16 protein-coding genes are annotated in these 15807 nt (G+C 66.3%); 10 read left to right on the top strand and 6 right to left on the bottom strand.

The features are described 5' to 3' along the window. The first annotated feature begins 1 nt into the window (after position 1). From ACIA76_RS22540 to ACIA76_RS22525, 4 genes are all read left to right on the top strand, one after another. Positions 2 to 448 (top strand): nucleoside deaminase, encoded by a 447-nt coding sequence (locus ACIA76_RS22540; protein WP_397153804.1) that lies wholly within the window; start codon positions 2 to 4, stop codon positions 446 to 448. Beyond that, complete coding sequence (locus ACIA76_RS22535; protein WP_397153803.1) at positions 445 to 1407, top strand: isopenicillin N synthase family dioxygenase; 963 nt, start codon at positions 445 to 447, stop codon at positions 1405 to 1407. Before ACIA76_RS22540 ends, ACIA76_RS22535 begins: the two co-directional genes overlap by 4 nt. Positions 1408 to 1476: 69 nt before the next feature. Continuing rightward, a complete protein-coding gene (locus ACIA76_RS22530) occupies positions 1477 to 2322 on the top strand; it encodes a TIGR03621 family F420-dependent LLM class oxidoreductase (protein WP_397153802.1) in 846 nt (281 codons plus the stop codon). Positions 2323 to 2411: 89 nt separating this feature from the next. Then, positions 2412 to 2882, top strand: a complete 471-nt coding sequence (locus ACIA76_RS22525) for a hypothetical protein (RefSeq protein WP_397153801.1) — start codon at positions 2412 to 2414, stop codon at positions 2880 to 2882. 41 nt (positions 2883 to 2923) lie between these two features. On the opposite strand, the gene ACIA76_RS22520 is transcribed toward ACIA76_RS22525, so the two are convergent. Beyond that, complete coding sequence (locus ACIA76_RS22520; protein ID WP_397153800.1) at positions 2924 to 3313, bottom strand: ankyrin repeat domain-containing protein; 390 nt, start codon at positions 3311 to 3313, stop codon at positions 2924 to 2926. 13 nt (positions 3314 to 3326) lie between these two features. Beyond that, entirely contained in the window at positions 3327 to 3665 is a 339-nt protein-coding gene (locus tag ACIA76_RS22515) for a putative quinol monooxygenase (RefSeq protein ID WP_397153799.1), read from the bottom strand. Between the two features lie 62 nt (positions 3666 to 3727). Between ACIA76_RS22515 and ACIA76_RS22510 the strand changes: the two genes are divergently transcribed. Further along, complete coding sequence (locus ACIA76_RS22510) at positions 3728 to 4054, top strand: ArsR/SmtB family transcription factor (protein WP_397153798.1); 327 nt, start codon at positions 3728 to 3730, stop codon at positions 4052 to 4054. 9 nt (positions 4055 to 4063) lie between these two features. Next, the gene (locus ACIA76_RS22505; RefSeq protein WP_397153797.1) at positions 4064 to 5065 is read left to right on the top strand and encodes a methyltransferase; all 1002 of its coding nucleotides are present in this window, start codon (positions 4064 to 4066) and stop codon (positions 5063 to 5065) included. Between the two features lie 10 nt (positions 5066 to 5075). Here ACIA76_RS22505 and ACIA76_RS22500 read toward each other — a convergent pair whose 3' ends face one another. Next, positions 5076 to 6302 carry a multiprotein-bridging factor 1 family protein gene (locus tag ACIA76_RS22500; protein WP_397153796.1) on the bottom strand — a complete coding sequence of 409 codons (1227 nt, stop codon included), beginning with the start codon at positions 6300 to 6302 and terminating at the stop codon, positions 5076 to 5078. A gap of 284 nt (positions 6303 to 6586) precedes the next feature. Here ACIA76_RS22500 and ACIA76_RS22495 point away from each other — a divergent pair, with 284 nt between their 5' ends. Then, positions 6587 to 6751, top strand: coding sequence for a hypothetical protein (locus ACIA76_RS22495; protein ID WP_397153795.1), 165 nt, complete (start codon positions 6587 to 6589; stop codon positions 6749 to 6751). On the opposite strand, the gene ACIA76_RS22490 is transcribed toward ACIA76_RS22495, so the two are convergent. Both ACIA76_RS22490 and ACIA76_RS22485 read right to left on the bottom strand, forming a co-directional pair. After that, the gene (locus ACIA76_RS22490) at positions 6752 to 7765 is read right to left on the bottom strand and encodes a diguanylate cyclase domain-containing protein (RefSeq protein WP_397153794.1); all 1014 of its coding nucleotides are present in this window, start codon (positions 7763 to 7765) and stop codon (positions 6752 to 6754) included. A gap of 190 nt (positions 7766 to 7955) precedes the next feature. Beyond that, complete coding sequence (locus tag ACIA76_RS22485; protein WP_397153793.1) at positions 7956 to 9356, bottom strand: three-helix bundle dimerization domain-containing protein; 1401 nt, start codon at positions 9354 to 9356, stop codon at positions 7956 to 7958. Positions 9357 to 9655: 299 nt separating this feature from the next. Between ACIA76_RS22485 and ACIA76_RS22480 the strand changes: the two genes are divergently transcribed. Next, entirely contained in the window at positions 9656 to 12031 is a 2376-nt protein-coding gene (locus ACIA76_RS22480) for a GH92 family glycosyl hydrolase (protein WP_397153792.1), read from the top strand. Here ACIA76_RS22480 and yaaA read toward each other — a convergent pair. Continuing rightward, the gene (gene yaaA / locus ACIA76_RS22475; RefSeq protein ID WP_397153791.1) at positions 12024 to 12767 is read right to left on the bottom strand and encodes a peroxide stress protein YaaA; all 744 of its coding nucleotides are present in this window, start codon (positions 12765 to 12767) and stop codon (positions 12024 to 12026) included. The genes ACIA76_RS22480 and yaaA overlap by 8 nt on opposite strands. A 134-nt stretch (positions 12768 to 12901) precedes the next feature. Here yaaA and ACIA76_RS22470 point away from each other — a divergent pair, with 134 nt between their 5' ends. Next, positions 12902 to 14656, top strand: coding sequence for a proline--tRNA ligase (locus tag ACIA76_RS22470; protein WP_397153790.1), 1755 nt, complete (start codon positions 12902 to 12904; stop codon positions 14654 to 14656). Positions 14657 to 14943: 287 nt separating this feature from the next. Further along, positions 14944 to 15801, top strand: coding sequence for a hypothetical protein (locus ACIA76_RS22465; protein WP_397153789.1), 858 nt, complete (start codon positions 14944 to 14946; stop codon positions 15799 to 15801). Positions 15802 to 15807: the final 6 nt, after the last annotated feature.

The following is a 15807-nucleotide window of genomic DNA, read 5'->3' as shown; positions in this document are numbered from 1 at the left end:
CATGGTTACCGAACACTTGCTGGAGGCGGCGTACGAGGAAGCGCAACGGGGGCTGGCCGAGGGTGGTATCCCGATCGGGGCCGCCCTGTTCGACAGCGCGGGAAATCTGCTGGGGCGCGGGCACAATCGGCGCGTCCAGAACGATGATCCGAGCATGCACGCCGAGACCGATGCCTTCCGCAACGCGGGCCGTCGGCGCGACTACCGTGACACCATCATGGTGACCACACTGTCGCCGTGCTGGTACTGCAGCGGCCTGGTCCGCCAGTTCGGCATCGGCGCGGTCGTCATCGGCGAGGCCGCGACCTTCCACGGCGGCCACGAATGGCTGGCCGAGAACGGGGTCTCGATCACGGTCGTGGACGATCCGCGGTGCGTCGAGATGATGAAGAAGTTCATCGCCGAACGGCCCGAGCTGTGGTTCGAGGATATCGGGGTCGTGGAGTGAGCGATGCGATAGCGACGGTCGATCTGGCCCGATGGCGCTGCGGTGGTTCCGATGCCGCCGAGGTCTGCCGTGCCGTGGACGAGGGGCTGCGGCGGGCCGGATTTCTGCTGGTGCGCGGGCATGGGGTGCCCGCGGAACTGCCGGGGGCGGTGCGGGCCGCGGCGCGGCGGTTCTTCGCGCTGCCGGAGCGGGTCAAGCAGCGGTATGCGGTCGGGGTCGGCGGGCGCGGGTGGATCGGGCCCGGCCGGGAGGCCAATGGATACGCCGAGGGGACTGCGACGCCGCCGGATCTGAAGGAGACCTTCGCGGTCGGGGCCGATACCCGGACCGGCGACGCCGCCGTCGATGAGGTGTGGTTTCTGCCCAATGCGTGGCCGGATGAGGTCGCCGAGCTGCGCGAGCTGCTGATCGCCTACACCGATGCGATGCGGGTGCTGTCCGATGAGCTGCTGGCCCTGTTCGCGGCGGCGCTGGCGCTGCCGTCGAATCCCTTCGGGCACTTGGCGACTCGGCCCACCTGGACGTGCAATATCAACCATTATCCGCCGCTGACCGAGGTCGGGACCCCGGAGCCCGGGCAGTTCCGGATCGGGCCGCATACCGATTTCGGTACGGTCACCGTGCTCGATCGGGAACCCGGGGCGGGCGGATTGCAGGTCTACACCGAGGCGGGTGGATGGGCCGACGCCCCTTACGATCCCGAGGCGCTGACCGTGAACATCGGTGACCTGCTGGCACATTGGAGCGGCCTGCGCTGGCCGTCGGGCCGGCATCGGGTGCTGCCGCCGCAGCAGCGGGCGCCGGAGGAGGATCTGGTCTCGCTGATCTACTTCTACGAGCTGGATCACGACGCGCGGGTGACCCCGCTGGAACCACCGATCGGCCGGGTATCGGGTCTGCCGCCGGTGATCTCGGCGGAATTCCTGCGGATCCGATTGGATGCTATCGCGCTCGAATGAAAGCCCGTGCATCCACGTCGCCGTTGGGGAAGGCTGGATCCCGAACGATTCGTGACGAAGGGAGATGTCATGCGGGACTTCCGTTTCGGCGTGAGCGTGCGCACCTCGGAATCCAGACGTGAGTGGCAGCGGACTGTTCGGGAGGTCGAGGATCTCGGCTACGACACCTTGCTCGTCCCGGATCATCTGGGCATGGTGGCGCCGTTCCCCGCGCTGATGTCCGCCGCGGAGGTGACCCGGCGGGTGCGGTTGGGCACCTTCGTGCTCAATGCCGGATTCGCGCGGCCCGCCCTGCTCGCACGTGATGTGGCGGCGGTCGATCAGCTCACCGACGGCCGGTTCGAACTGGGCCTCGGGGCCGGTTACGAGAAGGCCGAATTCGAGGCGGCCGGAATACCGTTTCCCCGTGCGGGAGAACGCGTCTCACATCTGGGACGGACGATCGTCGAGGTGCGGCGGCTGCTGGCCGATCCGGACCATCGGCCGCGGCCCGCGCGATCGGATCTCCCGATCGCGATCGCGGGCAGGGGCGATCGGCTGCTGAGCCTGGGCGCGCGGCATGCGGATATCGTCGGCCTGTCCGGGGTCGTTCCGGGCGAGGATCCCGCGGTGGCAGGCAGCCTGCCCGAACGGGTCGCATTCATCCGCCGTGCCGCGGGTGACCGATTCGCGGATCTGGAGCTCAATCTGATGCTGCTGTCGGTCCAGATCACCGGTTCCGGCGCTCCCGATCGTAAGTTCTATCCGGATTACTCCGATGAGCAATTGCGCACGCTGCCGAATGTCGTGCACGGCTCCGAGGATCAGATCGCCGACGCCCTGCGACGGTTGCGCGAGGAATACGGCATCACGTATTTCACGGCCGCCCACACCGACCTGTATCCCTTGGCGAAGGTGATCGCGCGCCTGCGCTGATTGTCGCGGATGCCGGGATAGGGTTGCTCGCTGTTCGTTCCACTGCTGTTGCTGTCAGGTCGGTACACGACATACAGGAGGAGCGTCGAATGAAGTTGTCGGCGAGTGTTCGGCGACGATGGGCGGAAATCGGTCTCGGTCTCGGCACGATCGCGACGGCCGCGGCTTTGGTTGTGGGAATTCAGAGTTCGCAGGCGCCGGTGCGAGCGGAATCGATGACGGAGGCATGCGGGAAACAGGTCGGCGCCATCCAGAAGGCGCTGCCGGAGAAGGTGCAGGGCACGCTGGTGGGCCTGCCGTCCGCACAGAGCGGAAAAGAGATCGCGGGCATGGTCGGCAAGGCTCTCACCCAGGTGAGTGAACTCGACGATGCCGCCGCGAAGGCCGTCATCGGCAAGCTGGTGAAGGATAAGGACGTGTTCTCCAGCGATATTCAGAATGTCATGGACACGCTGAGCAAGAAGCCCGCGGACAAGGCGGACGCCACCTCCAAGGAGGCCGTCTCCCTGCTGCTCGCGGTCGTGGTGTCCGTGCTGCAGTGCCTGGTACCCAGCAGCTAGGGTGACCGTCGGTCGAGGGCGTCATCCCGCTCTCGACCGGCTCAACCGAAAAGCGCCAGCAATTCGGCCTTTCCGAACATCGTCGCCGAATCCCGCGCGGAGGGCGTGCCCGCATCCGGATCCGCACCCGCCGCCACCAGGATCCGCACGATCTCGTCCTCGCCTTTGAATACGACACCCGCCAACGGAGTCTGCCCGCGATCATTGACGCGATTCGGATCGGCCCCCTTGTCCAGCAGCGTCCGCACGGCCGTCGAATGTCCGTGATACGCCGCCAGCATCAGCAACGTATCGCCGCGCTCATTGGTCAGATTCACCGGCACGCCCGCATCGATATACGCCGCCAACGCATCCCCATCCCCGCTCCGCGCCGCGGCGAATACCTTCGTCGCCAGCTCGATCACCTCGGGGTCCATCTCCGCGTCGCTCATCGGACCACTGTAGCTAGACGATCGAGCGGGGATACGGGCTGTGCATGGTCAGGAAGCGAATGTCGAGATCCTGCCGCAGATAGTCCATGCGGTTATCCCAGAATTCCTTCATGTGGGGCAGTGCCAGATGCCTGTCGAGATCGGCCTTCGAGCGCCACACCTCGTAGAAGACGAAGGCGCCGGGATCGTTGCTGTCCTCGTGGAAGTGGTACTCGAGCGCGCCGTCCTCCTCGCGGGTCGGGGCGACGAATGACAGCAGCAGCTTCCGGAGTTCGTCGGCCCGCTCCGGTTTGGGGCGAGCGAAACCGACCAGGGCGTAGGGTGATTCGGGCGAAGGTACGAATTCTGCCATACCTCGGACGATAATCGACCATGAGGTATGATGCAAGACGTACCTCGCGTGAGGAGTCCGCCGTGCCGAACAGTGACGAACCCGCCCCGGACGAGATGGATCTGGGTGCGATCTTCGCCGCATTGGCCGACCCGCACCGCCGCCGTGTGGTGCTCACCCTGGTCGCCGAGCCCGACGGCGCCGAACGCCACTGCAGCTCCTTCGGTCTCCCGGTCTCGAAAGCCACTCTCACGCACCACTTCCGGGTGCTGCGCCGGGCCGGGCTGATCCGCCAGGTCGACCGGGGTAACAGCAATATGGCACAGCTGCGGCGTGCGGACCTGGAAGGGCGGTTCCCGGCTCTGATCGAACTGTTACACAACGAGATTCGAACCACCGCGATCGAATGAGGAGGCCTCGTGTCAGAGCAGTCGAGCGGGTGGGGTGGCGGGTTGTGGGCGGCCGCGGATCTGGTGACTCCGATGGCCATTCGGGTGGCGGCGACATTGCGGCTGGCCGATCACATCGCTGCGGGCTCGCGGACCGCCGGGGCGCTGGCCGAGGTGGTGGGCGCCGATGCGGATTCGCTCGGGAGGGTGATGGGGCATCTGGTGACTGCTGGGGTGCTGGCTCGCGCGGAGGATAGGAGCTTCGATCTGACGGCGCTGGGTGAGGGTCTGCGCGACGATGATCCGAATGGGGTGCGGGCGTGGCTCGATCTGGAAGGTGCCGTCGGGCGCGCCGATCTGTGCTTCGTCGAACTGCTGCACACCGTGCGCACCGCCGAGCCCGCATTCACGCGTCGGTTCGGTACGACATTCTGGGAGGACCTGTCGGCCGATCCGGCGCGTGCGGCATCGTTCGACACTCTGATGGGGGCGAGGCTGGTGGCGGACGCGCCCGCGGTGGCCGCCGCATACCCTTGGGGCGCACTGGGTCACGTCGTCGACGTGGGCGGCGGCGATGCCACCCTGCTGACGGCCCTCCTGCGCGCCCACAGCGACCTGCGCGGAACGGTCCTCGACCTGGCGGGCCCGATCGCCCGAGCCCAGAAAGCCCTCACCACAGCGGGTTTGGACGACCGCGCCGACACCCACGCGGGCACGTTCTTCGACCCGCTGCCCACCGGCGCGGGCGGCTACCTACTGTCGGGCATCCTCCACGACTGGGATGACGACGCCGCCCACCGCATCCTGCGACGCTGCGCCGACGCGGCCGCGGATACGGGAAAGGTGCTCGTGGTCGACCACATCGGCGGGGCTTTCGACACCGAAGGTGATCTGCGCATGCTCTGCTATGTCCGTGGCCGGGAACGGACCTTGGGGCAATTGGGCGGTCTGGCGGAGTCGGTGGGGTTGGTAGTCGGTTCGGTGACGCCCGCTGGGTCACGGTCGGTCGTCGAGTTTCGTGCGATGGAGTGAGCTGGGGGCATCAGGGGAACAAGCCCACGCGTTCGCTGAGGTTGCGGACGTCGGCGCGCATGCCCGACGGCGGTTGCTTCAGCAATGCGTGCAGCATGTCGCGGGCATATCCGTTGTAGCGGATCGTCTCCGGGGCGGTTCGTTCCGATTTGTCCAAAAGGGCAAGGGCGGCGGTGGATTCGCCACGCTGGAAGTAGGCCCGGGCGACCTCGATGAAATGGCGGCCGCGGCGGGGGATCGAGGTTATTCGGTCGGCATCGAAGCCCTTGGCTGCCCGAAGGGCCTCTCCCGGCCGGTGTAGCTCCACTCCGAGGGTGGTGGCATGGGCGGCCATTACCGCTGTCGAGAACGAGGTTTGGATGTGCCGGTACTCCGGACCGAGACGATGCGCCCTGCGGTCGGCTCGTTCCCAAAGTGCCCACGCCTCGCCGAGGCGGCCTCGTCTGGCGTTGACGTAGGCGATCTCCGCTTCCAAGGCCCCGGTGATTCCATGCCAGTCGTCCGGGGTGCCGTCCCGATCGAGATAGGGTGTCAGCTGCTGTAATGCGTTGCGGGCCAGAGTGATTGCCTCGAGCCACCGGCCCGAGTCCCGCAGCGCCTGCACCATGGCCCACGCACTGCATGCGACGACATACGGATCGTCGGCCTCGGTGGCCTCGTTCAGAGCACGATCGGCGACCAGCCAAACTAGTTCGGGCGCAGGCTGATACGCCACATAGAAATCGGCCAACTGATATACGCCTGCCAGGAGTCGCCGCGCCTGCCTACGATCCTCATCCCTTGTGCAAGCGGCGGTTTGGGCATCACGAATCAGGCCGGGCAATAGCGCGCCCAGTTGGGTGCGATGATCGGGGCTGGCATGCCGGATGGTCCAGGCCTGACGTAGCCGCTCTGCCACATGTTCGATGCTGATCTGGTGATCGGCGGGCGACAATCGAAAGTCGGTGAGCGCCTGCTGGACATCGTTCAAGGCGGAATGTCGTTCTCCCGCGAATACCGAGACCGGTACGGCATGATCGTTACCGGTCAGCTCGGCGAGGTCCTGCAGGTCCAAGGACCGGGCGATGCGCAACAGCATGGGCAACCGCGGCGGCTGGATCCGCCCGCTCTCGACCGCCTTCAACCACTCGGCCGACCGCCCGACCAGCCCGGCCAATACCGGCCGCGACATCCCCGCCCGCTCACGCAGGCCTTTGATCCGCTTGCCGATCGGCGTCTCGTCACCCGGATTGTTCACGACCGCACTCCCTTCGGAGCCTGTTCGATTGGGTCCAGCGTAACCGCGAGGCAAGGGGTATGGAACGTACCCGCCAGGCCTTTCGTCCCGCCCTAACGTTTCCTCAGCCCCGCCGCCGGGTCGACATTCCCCGGCGGCGGGTGCAGACCACCACAGACTCGAGGGAGGGAATCGTGAGTGCGGACACGGACAGCAGCTCGGGGCGGACTGCGCATAACATCCGTCGAACCGAGATCGATGGGTGGCGAGTTACCTGGGAACTGTATCGCTGTCGGATCCGAATCATGGCCGTGCACAACATCTCCGATGGAGCCGTGGTCGTTGCGTTCGGCGCGGATCACTGCCCGGATCTGGCGGAGGCTCGGGAGCGGATGCCGGAGCTGGCGACGGTATGGGATGCGGTGCGGCATGCGTATTGGGTGGAACTCGTTCCGCCGCTGCCGGATTGACTAGCTCGGAATGGCTTGAGCTGTTTCGGTGGCCACTACGGTATTGCCGCCCAGTCGTTTTGCTTGGTACATCGCGGCGTCGGAGGCTCGTAGGGTTTCGTAGCGGGAGCGGCGGTCGGTGGGGCCGGGGGCGGGGAAAAGGGCTACGCCGAGACTGGCGGTGATGGTGACCGGGAGGCCGGACATCGTCTCGAGGGCGGTGCGGAGGCGTTCGGCGATCTCGGCGGGGGGTTCGTTGCGAGCCGAGCCGACGATCACGAATTCCTCGCCGCCGGTGCGGGCGATGAGGGCGTCGGAATCGGCGGCGGAGCGTAGGCGGTCGGCGGTGCGCTTGAGGACCTCGTCACCGAAGGGGTGGCCGTAGGTGTCGTTCACTCGCTTGAAGCGGTCGAGGTCCAGGGTTATCGCATAGTCGGCGGCGTGCCGGTAGGTGCCGGAGTAATGGGCCAGCTGCGAGTCCAGGCCTCGCCTGTTCAGCAGTCGGGTGAGCGGATCGGACACCGTATCCAGGCGCAGCAGCAGATGGGACAGCTGCATCGTGGGGAGTACCAGGCCGATGAGGGCGATGTTGGCGATGACGAGCGCCATCCCCAGCGCGATATCGCCCTGCCAGCGGCCGCCGCCTCGGACCGTGAGGATCGACAGGATCACGATCGACAGCAGCGACCAGCCGACGTTCATGGCCAGTACGCGCGGGCTGTGGAAGACCGCCGCGTAGGTGCCGGTGGCGACCAGCATGAGGACCCCCATCGCCCCGAGCACGCGGTCGTGGACCATCAGGCTGTCGGCTGTGACGACGATATCGATCAGCGCGATCCAGGTGATCGATTCACCCTCGCTCGGCCAGGGCAGCAACCACCACCGCAGCGCCCATAAACCCCCGATCGCGGCGGCCACGATATCCGTCGACATTCCTATGACTCCGCTCACACCGGCCGGTGTGAGTGCCATCAGCACGGCATTGAGGGACATCATCAGACCGCCCACGCCGACGATGACTTTGGTCCAGCCCACCACGGAATGGGATTCGAGAAACCCGACTACCCACCGATAATCGGCCCGGTCGTACCACCAGGCCAGAACTGACGAGCGACTATTGGGCATCGTATGACCGCCCTTACCTCGACCGCGCACCCGCGTTGGGGACTGATCAAGATATAGCACCATTCCAAAAGGCGGGCTCGAGCGGAGTTACGTGCGTCACTCAGTTGTAGGACCTGGCGACTCCGTCGAGGAGATGTTCGAGGGTGTCGTAGGCCGGTGGGTCGACGACGTCGATGAGCTCACCGGCGACGGGAATGTGGTGCGCGGTGGTCACGCGCGTGAAGCGGGCCGGGTCGTCGGTGCGGAAGCCGTGTTCGGCGGCGAGATCCTGCAGTTCGGGGTCGGTGGTGAGCAGACGGCCGATCCGATCGCCCGCCGGGGTGAGCGGGATCAGGGTATGTCGGGACAGGACCGTGGGCGACGGGTACATCAGGACCATATCGGGCGTGGTCCGGCCCGCGACGGCGGCCTCGACGTACTGGGCCTCGTAACTCAGCACCAGCGGGGTCGGGCCCATGCCCGCCGACAGATACTGGGCGAAGGGTCCCCCGCTGGAGTTGTCCGAAAAGCCTTGGCCGACGAATAGTTTCGCGATCTTGCCGAGCACGAATTCCTCGGCGGTCGCACCGCGCACCACCGTATTGTCGTTGGCGGCATAGCTCGCGATGGCCAGATACATCGCCGCGGAATTGGAGGTCCGCGGATCGGTCGTGGAGACCAGGATGTTCTTGCGGACCGGATAGCTGGTGTTGCCGGGCAACCGATCCCACTGCGTGCCGGTGGCGACGAGGTCCAGATAGCGGTTCATATCGAAGGTCGGGACGGGCCCCGGCCGCACGACGCCCGCCTTGGTGAGCAGATCGGCGATCGGGGCGAATGTCGCGATCGCCATCGGGGAGGAGAAGGGTGTGTACTTCGCGGTCGGATTGCGCTGGCGCAGGATTCGTTCGGCCGCGGGGGCGCTGGACGGGAAGGCGAAATCGTATCTGCCCAGATCCACCGAGGTGGCGATCTGCCGAGATCCGGCGGGTTCGGCCTCGACCCGAATTCCCTTGCGCGCCAAGGCGTCGACCACTCGGGGATCGGCGAAGAAGGCGCTCTTCTCCGAGCCGACCACGCCACGCACGACCGTCGGCGCGGCGGTCGGGGGCGGAGTTGGGGCGGTTCCGGGCGCTCCGATCGTCACGGCGATGATCGCGACCAGTGCGACGATGCCCAGGGGGAGGGCCAGCGTGCGTGCGGACCATGGTGGCGGCAGATAATCCCGTAGCCGGGCGGTGAAACCGATGGTCTCGATCTCGCTCGGCATCTCTTGCGGAGCACTCTCTTCCGGTGGACTCGGTGCGTCGTCCAGATCTCGCCGCACGATCCGCTCCACCAGGATCGGCACGAAATCACGCACCGAATGCCCTTCGAAGCGGCCCAGCGCCGCCGCCACGGCATCCTCGATCTCCCAGGGGGAGTACGTGCTTCCGTAGTCCGTGATGAGGCGGTCGATCAGGTCGCGCAGAGACTTTTCCTCGCGGGCCCTTTTGTCTTCTCGGGTGGCATGTCTACCCACGCCAATCTCCTCGGAAATACATCGGAATGATGACGCTGTCCACGCGCCGCGCCAACATTACGACACCGATCGCGATATCCCAAGTATTGCAGTTGGTTACATCGTGGTTATTCCGAAATTCGCTGATCGAGAAAGGCTCCCGTCACCCTTTGTGCTTCGAGAGTTTACGTCGCCGATGATCCCGAATTCATTTCGGGCAATATGCCGTGTTCGGGCTCCCATCCTCGTGCGCGGTGACAACGAATGTCTATCGCAGGTCATGAAGTGATCGAATCCGACGACAGGAAGGCCCTGCGACGATGGCGCAGCGCGATAGGACGGCCGTTCGCAGATTCAGGCGTGTCGCCGCGGTAGTGGGCGCGGTCTCGGTGCTGACGGCCGGGCCACTGGTTCCGGCGGTGTCGGCGGCGCCCGACGGCGGGCAGGACCTGGCGCGGTGGGTCGAACCGCGCGTCGGCACCCAACCCGGCGACCAGGATATGGGAACCGGTGGCGGCGCGGGCAATACGTTCCCGGGGGCCGATGTGCCGTTCGGCATGGTGCAGTGGAGTCCGGATACGGTCACCGCCCAGCACGGCGGATACTTCTACGACGACAACCGGATCAAGGGATTCAGTCTCACCCACCTGTCGGGCGCGGGGTGCGATACCTATCAGGACTTTCCCTTCATGCCGACGATCGGGGACGTCACCGATTCCCCCGCGAGCCTTCCGCAGAAGTACGTGTCGACGTTCTCGCACGCCGATGAGCAGGCCGAGCCCGGAAGCTATCGCGTCGCCCTGTCCGACGGCGTTCGGGTCGAGCTGGGCGCGACGCAGCGCACCGGCACGGGACGCTTCAGCTATCCGCCCGGCGCGCCGGCGACGCTGCTGGTGAATGTCGCCGGCTCGGTCATGGGGACCGAGGACGCGCATGTCACGATCGGGCCGGACTACATCGAGGGTTCGGCGCGCAGCGGCAGGTTCTGCGGCACCCGCAGCTCCTATACGGTCTACTTCCATGCCCGGTTCGACCGGCCCTTCCAGCGTTTCGGCACCTGGCACGACGACGTCGTCACCGCGAATCGGACGGCCGAAAGCGGTAGCGCCCCAGCGAATCCGGTGCTCGATGCGGCCGAGGCCCTTGTCCCGCAATCGCTGTCGATGCGGCCGATCGACGCCGTGGCGCCCGCGCCCGGCGTCGGGGCGTATGTCGGCTTCGAGGCCGGCGCCTCCGTCACGATGCAAGTGGGCCTGTCCTTCGTGTCGATCGACGGGGCGAGGGCCAATCTCGCGGCCGAGGGCGGGACGCCCGATATCGATCGGGTGCGTACCGATGCCCGGGCGGCGTGGAATGCCCGGCTGAACCAGATCCGGGTCACCGGGGGCACCGATGATCAGCGCCGCACCTTCTACACCGCCCTGTATCACGCTCTGCTGCAACCGAATATCTTCTCCGATGTCGACGGCCGCTACGCCGGATTCGACAAGGCGATGCACACCACGGATCCACGCCATCCGATCTATACCAACTTCTCCGGCTGGGATATCTATCGCAGCGAGGTCCAGTTACTGGCATTGCTGGCGCCGCGGGAGGCCGCCGATATCGCCCGCAGCATGACGGTTTTCGCGCGTGAGGGCGGGGCATGGGATCGCTGGACGGTCGCCAACGACTACACGGGTGTGATGAACGGCGATCCTTATCACATCATCGTGTCCTCTATATATGCCTTCGGCGCAACGGATTTCGACGCGACACAGGCCTTATCCCAGATGGCGGTGGGGGCGAGCACGCCGGGGGTGAACGGTCAGGGCTATGAGGAGCGGCCGGGCCTGATCGACTATCGGCTGCGTGGCTATGTGCCGGGCCAGGCATCGGACACGCTGGAGTACACCAGCGCGGACTTCGCCATCGCCCAATTGGCCGACCGGCTCCGCGATATCCCGATGCGCGAGGAGTTCCTGACGCGAGCACGGAACTGGCACACTCTGTTCGATCCGGGGACAGGCTATCTGCGGCCTCGTGATGTGAACGGCGCCTTCGCCCCGACCTTCGATCCGGCCAGTCCGGACGGTTATGTGGAAGGCAATGGGGCGCAATACACCTGGATGGTGCCCTACGACCTGCGCGGGCTGATCGATGCGCTCGGCGGCGACGATGCCGTGAACACGAGGCTGGACACGTTTTTCACCAAACTCAATGTGGGAACCAAAGAGCCGTACGCATTCCTGGGCAACGAGCCGACCCTGCAGACGCCGTGGATCTACACCTACACCGGCGCGCCCGCCAAGACGCAGGCCCTCGTCGATCGCGCACGCGGACAACTGTTTCGAGCGGGGCCGAACGGTCTGGTCGGCAACGACGATCTCGGCGAGATGTCGTCGTGGTACGTATGGGCCGCCCTGGGCATGTATCCGATGATCCCGGGGCGGGCCGAATTGGTGTTGAACAGTCCACTGTTCACCAGCGCCACCATCACCCGACCGGGCGGGCGGACCATCACCGTCGACGCACCGAATGCGGGCCCGGGCCGACCGTATGTGACCGCGCTGGCGGTCAACGGGCAGTCCTGGACCAAGCCGTGGCTGCCGGAATCGTTCGTCACCAACGGCGGCACACTGGATTACACACTCTCCGGCACCGCCGATCCCGCCTGGGGCAGCGCGGCCGCGGACGCGCCGCCATCGTTCAGGTGAGCACGAGCAATTCCGTGGACGACGCGATTTCCACTCGCAGCCCGGCCTTTTCGGCCACCTTCGCCAGATCGCGCACGGTGGCGGGTTCCGAGCGGGTCAGTACCAGGGCGCGGGCGAGCAGGCCCTTGTGATGCTTGTTGAAGTGGCTCACCACGGTGCGGGTTCCGTCGGGGCGCTCGGTGAGCACGGTCGCGGTGATCGCGCCGGGAATGCGGCCCAGCTGCTGATAGGTCCCCGAGCGCAGATCGACCACCAGCTCTCCGGCGGTCTCCTCGCGCAGGGCCGGAACCAGGGCGGGCTTCCAGACCGACGCCAGGGTCGGCAGGCCGGGCAGCTTCGATCCGCCCGAGAGCCGGTAGGCCGGAATCGGATCGGATGCCCGGACCATGCCGAACAGGGCCGAGCCGATGGCCAGCCGCGCGAAGGCCTTGTCCCGCTGTGGCTCGGTGAACGAGGTGGCGTCGAGTGCGTCGTAGAGCACACCGGTATAGCGCGTCAGCGCGGGGCGCGTCGCGGAGGTCCGCAGCGCCGCGTTGCGGGCGATCTCCGCATCGGCGCCCTTACCCAGGCCCAGCGCGGTCCGCGCGGCGTCGGCATCGTCGGCCAGCGAGATCAGCTCGGTGACCAGCTTGTCGCGCACGGCGGTGAGCTGTGGCAACGACAGCGCGTCCAACTCGAGCGGACCGAGTTCACCGCCGTCGGACTTGGTTTCGGAGGGAGGCAGGATCACCAGCACGAGTCGATACGGTACCGGCGCGAACGGTCAGGGCTCGGAGGCGGTAGCTTGCGTAACCACGCAGAGCCCCCGTTCGTGCCGAATTGACTGATGCCTTTCCGGCAACGCCGGAGCACGGGCTACGCTGTGCAGCCGTGATCACCCGTCTCTCCCACCTGTTCCTGCGTACCCTGCGCGACGATCCCGCCGACGCCGAGGTGCCCAGCCACAAGCTTCTCGTGCGCGCCGGATACGTCCGCCGCATCGCGCCGGGCGTGTACTCGTGGCTGCCGCTGGGTCTGCGCGTGCTGCGCAAGATCGAGAATGTGGTGCGGGAGGAGATGAACGGGATCGGCGCGCAGGAGATCTCGCTGCCGGCGCTGCTGCCGCGCGAGCCGTACGAGACGACCAAGCGGTGGACCGAGTACGGCGACAGCCTGTTCCGGCTGCAGGACCGCAAGAAGGGCGACTACCTGCTCGGGCCGACGCATGAGGAGCTGTTCGCGCTCACCGTGAAGGGTGAGTACAACTCCTACAAGGATCTTCCGGTCATGCTGTACCAGATCCAGACCAAGTACCGCGACGAGGAGCGGCCGCGCGCGGGCATCCTGCGCGGGCGCGAATTCGTCATGAAGGACTCCTACTCGTTCGATCTCGACGAGGATGGCCTGAAGACCAGCTACAACGCGCATCGCGAGGCCTACAAGCGGATCTTCGATCGGCTCGGGGTGGAATACGTGATCGTGTCGGCCACCTCGGGGGCGATGGGTGGTAGCGCGTCGGAGGAGTTCCTGGCCGACAGCCCGGTCGGCGAGGACACCTACGTGATCTGCCGCGAGTCCGGCTACGCCGCGAATGTCGAGGCCGTGGTCACGGCCGCGCCGCCGGAGATCCCGATCGAGGGGCAGCCCGCGGCGCAGGTCCACGAGACGCGCGGCACCCCGACCATCGCGACGCTGGTCGAATGGGCGAATTCCGCGGTGGCCGAGCAGTTCGGGCGGGCGATCACCGCGGCCGACACGTTGAAGAACGTGATGGTCAAGCTGCATCATCCCGACGGTAAGACCGAGATCGTCGGCATCGGCGTGCCCGGCGACCGCGAGGTCGACGACAAGCGGCTCGGTGCGGCGCTCGAGCCCGCCGAGGTGGAGCTGCTCACCGAGGAGGACTTCCGGGCCAATCCGTTCCTGGTGAAGGGCTATATCGGCCCGAAGGCGCTGCAGGACAACGGGGTTCGGTATCTGGTGGATCCGCGGGTGGTGAGCGGCACCGCGTGGATCACCGGCGCCGACGCGCCCGGTAAGCATGTGGTCGGCCTGGTCGCGGGGCGCGACTTCACCCCCGACGGCACGATCGAGGCCGCCGAGGTCCGCGACGGTGACCCCTCGCCCGATGGGCGCGGCGTGCTGCATGCGGCGCGCGGCATCGAGATCGGCCATATCTTCCAGCTCGGCTACAAGTACACCGATGCCTTCGAGGTCGATGTGCTCGGCGAGAACGGCAAGCCGGTGCGGTTGACCATGGGCTCCTACGGCATCGGCGTATCGCGCATGGTCGCGGTGCTGGCCGAGCAGCTGCACGACGACAAGGGGCTGCGCTGGCCCGGGGAGGTCGCGCCCTTCGACGTGCACGTGGTCATCGCCAACAAGGACGACGCGGCCCGCGCGGGCGCGGAACAGGTTGCGGCCGAACTCGATTCCGCCGGACTCGAGGTCCTGCTCGACGACCGCACCGCCTCGCCGGGTGTGAAGTTCAAGGACGCCGAACTGCTGGGCATGCCGCTGGTGCTGGTGGTCGGCCGCGGCTGGGCCGAGGGCAAGGTCGAACTGCGCGACCGGTTCGCGGGCACGGGCGAGGAGATCCCGGCCGAGCAGGCCGTGCGCGCGGTGCTGGACAAGGCGCGTAGCTGAGGCGGCGGGTTGTCCGACTTTCGTCGGACAACCCGGCGGCGGATACTTCGTGGGTGACCGATGAATTCGGAGACCTCGACGACGATCCTCCGGTCCGCACAGTCGAGTCGGCGTTCGAGGTGTTGGCGCACATGCGATTCAGCGACGAGGACCGCGGCGTTTCGTAGCGGCGTTGGGCGCGGCTATGGGCGTGTTGATTTGCGCACGCCGATGGGCCGGATCCCTTGTCTCAATTGGACATTCGACCGTGAACGGACTTGTCGGTACCTCCGCGTACTGTCCGCTGCATGCCCACTCACCAGCACGAGAGTTTGGTTGAGCTGTTTCGGTCGCAGCCGATGCTGGCGGCCTGGTATCTGATGCACGTGTTCGGCGAGAAGGTGCCCGATTACGAACGGGCGCATGCCGAGCCGTGTGATTTCACCGATGTCGGTCCGAAGGAGTTTCGGGGTGACAGCGCGTTCGCGTTGTATGACGGGAATGGTCGGGCATTGATTGGTATCTGCGTGGAAATCCAACGCGGATACGATGATTCACGCCATTGGAAGTGGCCGGTCTACCTGGCCACTCTTCGATCGCGATTGCAATGCCCGACGTATCTGCTGGTGATAGCTCCGAAGCTCGGCGTTGCGGCATGGTGCCGACGGCCGATAGATCTCGGGCACCCCGGGTTGGTGCTACGTCCTTTGGTGCTCGGGCCGGATCGCATACCTGCGGTAACCGACCCAGTCGAGGCGGTGGCTGTCCCGGAGCGAGCCGTGCTGTCCGCGATCGCGCACGGTGAAGGGCCCGATGCGGATGCCGTGTTGACCGCACTACTCGCCGGGCTCCACGAAACCGGGGATGAGCAGGCCAAAATGTACTATGACATGGTGGCTGAGGCCTTGTCGGTCACAGCCCGGCACCGTTTGGAGGAGCTGATGGCCCTGACCTACGAGTACCAGAGCGATTTCGCCCGGCGTTACGTCGCCGAGGGCGTTGTCGCAGGTGAGGCGCGGCTGCTTCTGGCCGTTCTGGATTCGCGCGGCATTTCGATTTCTCAGGACGCCAAGGACCGGATCACCTCGTGTAAGGATCCTGACCAGCTCGAAATGTGGGGCCGTCGCGCGTCCACCGTGGACTCCGTGGATCAGCTGTTCGACTGATCCGAG

It is taken from the genome of Nocardia sp. NPDC051570 (assembly GCF_044454005.1).
Taxonomy (GTDB): domain Bacteria; phylum Actinomycetota; class Actinomycetes; order Mycobacteriales; family Mycobacteriaceae; genus Nocardia.
Note: the sequence above shows the minus strand (reverse complement) of the source record. Positions and strands in the feature narration are given on the sequence as shown.

What these genes read in the sequence shown, in the direction of transcription:
- ACIA76_RS22465 (WP_397153789.1), top strand. Translation starts at nt 14,944, where the DNA reads ATGCCCACTCACCAGCACGAGAGTTTGGTTGAGCTGTTTCGGTCGCAG.
- ACIA76_RS22515 (WP_397153799.1), bottom strand. Translation starts at nt 3,665, where the DNA reads ATGGCAGAATTCGTACCTTCGCCCGAATCACCCTACGCCCTGGTCGGT.
- ACIA76_RS22495 (WP_397153795.1), top strand. Translation starts at nt 6,587, where the DNA reads ATGGCCGTGCACAACATCTCCGATGGAGCCGTGGTCGTTGCGTTCGGC.
- ACIA76_RS22525 (WP_397153801.1), top strand. Translation starts at nt 2,412, where the DNA reads ATGAAGTTGTCGGCGAGTGTTCGGCGACGATGGGCGGAAATCGGTCTC.
- ACIA76_RS22530 (WP_397153802.1), top strand. Translation starts at nt 1,477, where the DNA reads ATGCGGGACTTCCGTTTCGGCGTGAGCGTGCGCACCTCGGAATCCAGA.
- ACIA76_RS22480 (WP_397153792.1), top strand. Translation starts at nt 9,656, where the DNA reads ATGGCGCAGCGCGATAGGACGGCCGTTCGCAGATTCAGGCGTGTCGCC.
- ACIA76_RS22540 (WP_397153804.1), top strand. Translation starts at nt 2, where the DNA reads ATGGTTACCGAACACTTGCTGGAGGCGGCGTACGAGGAAGCGCAACGG.
- ACIA76_RS22520 (WP_397153800.1), bottom strand. Translation starts at nt 3,313, where the DNA reads ATGAGCGACGCGGAGATGGACCCCGAGGTGATCGAGCTGGCGACGAAG.